This window comes from Micromonospora sp. NPDC002411 (genome assembly GCF_053592955.1).
Genome location: NZ_JBSFBM010000344.1, coordinates 1 through 7082 on the forward strand (window position 1 = coordinate 1; position 7082 = coordinate 7082).

7 protein-coding genes are annotated in these 7082 nt (G+C 74.5%); 5 read left to right on the forward strand and 2 right to left on the reverse strand.

All coding sequences use genetic code 11. The annotated features are described in order from the left end of the window. Positions 1-343: 343 nt before the first annotated feature. Genes ACWCO3_RS28970 through ACWCO3_RS28990 form a run of 5 tightly spaced genes read left to right on the forward strand, consistent with a single transcriptional unit; the run spans position 344 to position 5106 of the window. Entirely contained in the window at positions 344-1081 is a 738-nt protein-coding gene (locus tag ACWCO3_RS28970; RefSeq protein ID WP_145779710.1) for a monooxygenase, read from the forward strand. Then, a complete protein-coding gene (locus ACWCO3_RS28975; protein ID WP_357935817.1) occupies positions 1078-1629 on the forward strand; it encodes a GNAT family N-acetyltransferase in 552 nt (183 codons plus the stop codon). Before ACWCO3_RS28970 ends, ACWCO3_RS28975 begins: the two co-directional genes overlap by 4 nt. Further along, a complete protein-coding gene (locus tag ACWCO3_RS28980; protein ID WP_450013059.1) occupies positions 1626-2483 on the forward strand; it encodes a carotenoid biosynthesis protein in 858 nt (285 codons plus the stop codon). The genes ACWCO3_RS28975 and ACWCO3_RS28980 overlap by 4 nt, the downstream gene beginning before the upstream one ends. Next, complete coding sequence (locus tag ACWCO3_RS28985) at positions 2480-3607, forward strand: glycosyltransferase (protein ID WP_358051476.1); 1128 nt, start codon at positions 2480-2482, stop codon at positions 3605-3607. The genes ACWCO3_RS28980 and ACWCO3_RS28985 overlap by 4 nt, the downstream gene beginning before the upstream one ends. Before the next feature lie 11 nt (positions 3608-3618). After that, positions 3619-5106, forward strand: a complete 1488-nt coding sequence (locus ACWCO3_RS28990; RefSeq protein ID WP_145779706.1) for a phytoene desaturase family protein — start codon at positions 3619-3621, stop codon at positions 5104-5106. 6 nt (positions 5107-5112) lie between these two features. On the opposite strand, the gene ACWCO3_RS28995 is transcribed toward ACWCO3_RS28990, so the two are convergent. Further along, positions 5113-5826 (reverse strand): CDP-alcohol phosphatidyltransferase family protein, encoded by a 714-nt coding sequence (locus ACWCO3_RS28995; RefSeq protein ID WP_145785524.1) that lies wholly within the window; start codon positions 5824-5826, stop codon positions 5113-5115. A 21-nt stretch (positions 5827-5847) separates the two neighbouring features. Further along, complete coding sequence (metF, locus tag ACWCO3_RS29000; protein ID WP_145779705.1) at positions 5848-6765, reverse strand: methylenetetrahydrofolate reductase [NAD(P)H]; 918 nt, start codon at positions 6763-6765, stop codon at positions 5848-5850. Positions 6766-7082 lie beyond the last annotated feature (317 nt).

Here is a 7082-nt window from a genome sequence, read left to right on the forward strand (position 1 = left end):
GTGGGCGGCGGGCGACGATCCTGCCTGTCGGGACCAGGCTCGCGACTGCCTGGAAACCCAGGTGCGGCCCGCGGAGCCGCACCGCCGGGGCTGGCGCCGCGAAACGCCGCGCTCCGGCCGGTTGGAACGAACGTTCGAGGCAATCGAACACTCGTTCTAACTGCTGCTGACAGTACACCTCCCCTCCGACGAAAATGCAACGTGTGACGCGCCGGGTGTGCCAGCCGCGCGAACCGGGGTGAGCCGACACCGACCCAACCGGGAAGAATGGCGACATGCAGCCACACCCGAACGTACGAGCGGCGCAGGCCACGCCCACCGCCGGCAGCCACGCCGAGGTGGCGTGAGCACCGCACCGGAGCTGGTCACGTTGCACGTGTGGCGGACCTCCCGCGGCGCGCTGCCCCGGGCGCTGACCCGGATGGCGGTCGACCCCCGCCGGCTGCGCGCCCTCCCGGGCGCCCGTTTCGGCAAGCTGTTGGGCACCGGGACCGGCACCGGGTTCGGGCCGGGCGACGCCGACCTGACCCGGTGGGCGGCGCTGACCGTCTGGGACTCCCCCGCCACCGCGGCCGACTTCGACGACTCGACGGTCGGGCGCGCCTGGGCCCGCATCGCCCGTGCCTCCGCCCGGGTCGACCTGCGCCCGCTGACCAGCCGGGGCGAGTGGTCCGGTCAGCAGCCGTTCGGCGACCCGCCGGGTGGCCGGGTCACCGGCCCGGTGCTGGCGCTGACCCGGGCTCGGTTGCGGGCCCGCCGGGCGGCCACCTTCTGGCGGGCGATCCCCCCGGTGGCCGCCGCCCTGCGCGACGCGCCCGGGCTGCTGGCCCGGTTCGGGGTCGGGGAGGCACCGCTGGGTTGGCAGGGCACGGTGAGCGTGTGGCGCGACCCGACGGACCTGGTGGCGTTCGCGTACCGTCACCCGGAGCACCGGGCGGCGATCATGCGAACCCCCACCGAGGGTTGGTACGCGGAGGAGCTGTTCGCCCGGTTCGAGGTGCTCGACGTGGTCGGCGACCGGTCGGTGCTCGGATGGGTCGCCGACGGTGGCCCGGCAACGGTGAAGGGTGGACGGGCATGAGGTTGGTGCGCTGGACGCCGGACGATCTCGTCCGGCGGCTGGACGACGTGGTGGCCGTCTACGGCGAGGCGATGGGATACCGCACCGACCTGCTGGAGGCCCGGCGCGGCTACATCGCCACCCACGTCCGCCGCCCGGGTTTCCGGGCGGTCGCCAGCCTGACCAGCGAGGGTCACCTCGCCGGCTTCGGCTACGGCTACCTGGGCGCCTCCGGCCAGTGGTGGCACGACCAGGTGCACCGAGCGCTGGACGCACCGACCCGTCAACGCTGGCTCACCCACTGCTTCGAGGTGGTCGAGCTGCACGTCCGGCCGCCGGCGCAGGGGCACGGTCTGGGCACCGGGCAGCTGCGCGCGCTGCTCGGCATGGCCGAGGGTGACACCACGCTGCTGTCCACCCCGGAGGCCGACGAGCAGACCTCACGGGCCTGGCGGCTGTACCGGCGCTTCGGTTTCGTCGACGTGCTGCGCAACTTCCACTTTCCCGGCGACGAGCGGCCGTTCGGCGTACTCGGTCGGGATCTGCCACTCGACCCACCGGCGTCATGACCCGGCGGATCTCCTGGGCGCTGCTCGCCGTCCTGGTGCTCGCCCAGATCTGCTACCCGCTCACCACCGGCGACACCCGGGCCGGGCTCACCGTGGCCACCGTCGTGCTCGGTTGGCTGCTCTCGGTCGGCCACGCGCTGCTCAGCCGGGGCCCGCGGGTCGCGGCGGCGCTGGTCGCGGTGGCCACCGGCGGCGGGTTCGCGATCGAGGCGATCGGGGTGGCCACCGGTGTGCCGTTCGGCAGCTACGACTACTCCGGCGAGCTGGGCCCCAAACTCGCCGGGGTGCCGCTGATCATTCCGCTGGCCTGGACCTGGATGGCCTGGCCGGCCTGGCTGGCCGCGGTCCGGCTCACCAGCGGCGGGTCGACGACCAGCACCGGCGGCGGATCGACGGTCGGTCGATGGGCGGGGAGGATCGCCCTGGCCACCGTCGGGCTCGCCGCCTGGGACCTCTTCCTCGATCCGCAGATGGTGGCCGAGGGCTACTGGGTCTGGCGCGACGCCACCCCGGCGTTGCCCGGCCTGCCCGGCATCCCGGTCAGCAACTACCTGGGCTGGCTGCTCTTCGCGGTGCTGATGATGAGCGCGCTCCGCCCGCTGGCCGGGCCCGCCGCCGAACGCACCGACCGGCGGGACCACCCGATGACCGCGCTCTACCTGTGGACGTACTTCTCCAGCATCCTGGCCCACGCCGTCTTCCTCGACCTGCCCGCCTCGGCGCTCTGGGGCGCCGCCGGCATGTCGGTGACCGCGATACCGCTGGCGGTGACAGTGCTGCGCGCCCGCCGGGCTCGTGAGACCCGCCAGGAGGACCACCAGCCGCACCGGCCCGGCGTCGACGCGACCCGATGACCGTCCTGCTCGCCCTGCTCGTCGCCGTCGCCGCGTTGACCGGGCACACCTGGCTCAACGCCGTCCGCTGGCTGCGCCGGCCCACCGACCGGCCCACCCCGGTCGACGAGCCGGTCGCCGTGCTGCTGCCGCTGCGCGACGAGGCCGCCCGGGTCACCGGATGCCTGCGTGCCCTGCTCGCCCAACGCGGCGTGCCCGGGCTGCGCATCGTGGTCCTCGACGACGGGTCCACCGACGGCACCGCCGACGTGGTCCGCGCGGTGGCCGGCGACGACCCCCGGGTCACGCTGCTCACCGGGGTCTCGCCGCCGCCGGGCTGGCTGGGCAAGCCGCACGCCTGCTGGCAGTTGGCCGCCCGGGCCGACCCCGACGCCACCGCGCTGGTCTTCGTCGACGCCGACGTGGTGCTCGCCCCGCACGCCGTGGCCGCGGCCGTCACCGAGCTGCGCGCCGCCGGCGCGACGCTGCTGTCGCCGTACCCCCGGATCGTGGTGGCGACGGCGGCCGACCGGCTGGTGCAGCCGCTGTTGCAGTGGCTCTGGCTGACCTTCCTGCCGCTGCGGGCGATGGAGCGCTCGTCGCGGCCGTCGCTGGCCGCCGCGGGCGGCCAGTTCCTGGTGCTGGACCGGGCCGGCTACACCGCCGCCGGCGGGCACGCCGCGGTCGCCGACAAGATCCTGGAGGACGTCGAGCTGGCCCGGGCGGTCAAGCGGGCCGGTGGGCGGATCGCCCTGGCCGACGGGTCCCGGCTGGCCACCTGCCGGATGTACGACGACTGGCCGCAGTTGCGCGACGGGTACTCGAAGTCGCTCTGGGCGTCGTTCGGGCACCCGGGCGCGGCGGCGGCCGTGGTGGCGGCGCTGCTGCTGCTGTACACCGCCCCGCCGCTGATCGCGCTGGTGGGGTTGGCGGCCGGCGCGCCGGGGGTGGCCGCCGTGGGCCTGGCCGGCTATCTGCTCGGGGTGATCGGGCGGGTGCTCACCGCCCGGGCGACCGGGGGCCGGTGGTGGCCCGACGCGCTCGCACACCCCGTGTCGGTCGTGGTCCTCGGTTGGCTGACCCTGCGGTCGTACCATCTGCGAAAGCGACGCCGCCTGACCTGGCGGGGTCGCCCGGTCAGCTAGGAGGGCACGGCATGGCGCGGATCGTGGTCGTCGGCGCCGGGGTGGGTGGCCTCGCCACCGCCGCCCGGCTGGCCGCCACCGGGCACCAGGTGACCGTCTTCGAACGGGCCGACACGGTCGGCGGCAAGCTCGGCCGGTACGCGCACGACACTCCGGCCGGCTCGTTCCACTTCGACACCGGGCCGAGCCTGCTCACCCTGCCCGAGGTGTTCCACGACCTGTTCGAGGCGACCGGGGCCAAGCTCGACGAGTACCTGGACCTGGTCCCGCTGGACCCGATCGTCCGGCACGTCTTCGGAGACGGCGGCCCACCCCTGGACTCGTGCGCCGACCCGGTGGAGTTCGCCACGAGGATCGGCGCCGCCTTCGGCGATCGGGCGGCGACCGACTGGCAGCGGCTGTGGCATCGGGCCGCGCGGGTGTGGAACGCCTCCTCGCGGGACATCCTGCGCCGTACCGTCGACTCCCCGCGCGACCTCGCGTCGCTGGCCTGGCGGGTCGGTGACCTGGCCGCCATCGCACCGGGCCGCACCCTGCGCGGCCTGGGCCGCCGACACCTGTCCGACCCCCGGCTGCGGATGCTGCTGGACCGGTACGCCACCTACACCGGGGCCGACCCCCGCCGGGCGCCGGCGGCGCTGGTCGCGGTCCCGTACGCCGAGCTGACCTTCGGTGGCTGGTACCTGCGCGGCGGGTTGGGCACCCTCGCCGACGCGTTGCTCACCCGCTGTCTGGACCTGGGCGTGGTCGTGCAGACCGACGCCACTGTCACCCGGATCGACGCCACCGGCGGCCGGGTGCACGGGGTACGCCTCGCCGGTGTCGGCGCGCCGGTGCCCGCCGACGTGGTGGTGGCCAACGTGGACGCCCTCACCGTCTACCGTGACCTGCTGCCGCACCCCCGTCGGCTGGCCGGGCTGACCGACCGCAGCCTCGCCGGTTTCGTGCTGCTGCTCGGCGTCTCCGGCAGCACCGGGCTGGCCCACCACAATGTCTTCTTCCCGGGTGACTACGACGCGGAGTTCGACGCGGTCTTCGGTGACCCCGGGCGCGGCGTACGGGCACGGCCGGCGGCCGACCCGACGGTGTTCGTCACAGTTGCCGACGACCCGATGGTCCGTCCGGCCGGGCACGAGGCATGGTTCGTGCTGGTCAACGCCCCACGGCAGGGCACCGCGGCGGGCGCTGTCGACTGGCGACGGCCGGGGCTGGCCGACGCGTACGCCGATCGGATCCTGGAGGTGCTGGCGCGGCGCGGCGTGGACGTGCGCGACCGGGTGCTGTTCCGGGAGGTCCGCACCCCGGCCGACCTGGACGCGGCGACCGGCGCGCCGGGTGGCTCGATCTACGGCACCGCCGGAGGGTTGCTCCGCCCCGCCAACCGGGGCCCGGCGAACGGGTTGTGGCTGGTGGGCGGCTCCACCCACCCGGGTGGCGGGTTGCCGATGGTGACCCTGTCCGCGCAGATCGTCGCCGACGAGATCGGCCCCGCCTGGTAGGCCCGCTCAGCCGGCGTCGAGCAGGGCGCGGCGGATGGTGGAGAGCAGCTGCCCCAGACCGAAGCCGGCCAACAGCACCCACACCGCTGTCGCCATGGTGATGGTGCCGGCGGCCAAATCCGGCTCGATCAGCCCGGCCAACCCGGCGACCAGCAGCCCGGCCAGCGCCACCGAGACCCGGGTGGGTCGCTCGCCCACTGTCACCGCGCCGATGTCACGCATGCCGGCGGCGACCGCCCGGGCCCGGACGTACTCGTGCAGCCAGGACAGCGCTCCGCCCGCGACGACCAGCGCGCCCGGCGCGCCGACCAGCCAGAACGCCAGCAACCACGCCACCTCACCGAGCCGGTCGGCGACCGAGTCGTAGACGTAGCCGAGCCGGGTGGTGCGGCTGGTGGCGACCGCCACCGCGCCGTCCACGCTGTCCGCCACGGCGGCGAGCAGCACGAACAACGCGCCGAGGAAGAGGCCGTTCCCCGGCCGGGTCACCAGCAACGGTACGCAGAAGCAGAGCAGCACCCCGGCCACGGTGACCGCGGTGGGGCTGACCCGCAGCCGACCCAGCACATACCCCACGTGGTACGCGAATCGCAGCCACGCGCGCACCACCGGCGCCGCGACCCGAGGGTCGAACCCGCCGTGCAACCGCGCCCAGGCCGTGGCGTACTGATCCCAGTTCAGCTGTGTGCCCACCTGGGGATCAACCGTCGTGCCGGGCATCAGGTGTCGCAGGACCAGCATTCACACCCGCGCGCCGGCCTTCAGGTTCTGCCAGACCTCACGGGTCGCGGTGGACCGGTTGAGGGTGATGAAGTGGATCCCCGGCACACCCTCGTCCAGCAGCCTGCGGCACATCTCGCTGGCCTGCTCGACGCCGAGCCGGCGGACGGCCTCCGGGTCGTCGGCGACGCGCTCGAAGCGGGCCGCCAGCGCCGGCGGGAAGGGCGCGCCGGACAGCTGCACGGACCGCTCGATGGTGCCGATCTGGGTCACCGGCATCACCCCGGCCAGGATCGGGGTGTCGCAGCCGGCCGCGGCCACCCGGTCACGCAGTCGCAGGTAGTCGTCGGCGTCGAAGAACATCTGCGTGATCGCGAACGCCGCGCCGGCCCGGCACTTGCGGACGAACTGCGCGGTGTCGCTGGCCACGTCGGGCGAGCGGGGATGCTTGTACGGGAAGGCCGCCACGCCGACGCTGAAGTCGCCGGAATCGCGCACCAGGCGGACCAGGTCCTCGGCGTAGTCCACTCCCTCGGGGTGGCGGATCCACTCGCCGCCCGGGTTGCCCGGCGGGTCGCCGCGCACGGCCAGCACGTTGCGCACCCCCACCCCGGCGAGCCGGCCGATCACGTGTCGCAGCTCGGCGACGGAGTGGTCGACAGCGGTCAGGTGGGCCATCGGCAGCAGAGTGGTGTCGGTGGCGATCCGTTCGGTCACCGCCACAGTGGTGTCCCGCGTCGACCCGCCCGCGCCGTACGTGATCGACACGAACGACGGACGCAGCGACTCCAACTCGCGGATGGCCTGCCAGAGCAGCCGCTCCCCGGCGTCGGTCTTGGGCGGGAAGAACTCGAACGAGAAGGTCGGCTGACGCTCACGGATGAGCTCCCCGATCGCTGGCTGCGGATTGGGGAGTACCGAGGGAAGACCGAGCGCCACGACCCGACTCTAGCGGGCGAGGCGACAGTGACCCAGGCGCTTCCCACCCGATGACCGGTGTCGTGCCGCGCGCCCCGGCCGGTGGGCGCGAGGGCGTCGTACCCCCGGGGTAGGAATGGGTGGCATGGGAGGGGCGGTGGGGGCGGTCCCGGTGCCCGTGCGGGGGTCAGCAACTCAAGCGGCGACGTCCGTCCCGGCCGGCAGGTCGGGCGGGTGGGTCGTCACCGCGCCGACGCCCGCCAGGAGGACCTGTGACCCCACCCGCACCGCCGCGCCCCGCGCAGCTCGGGCCGTTGTTGGCCCGCTGCCGGCTGGCC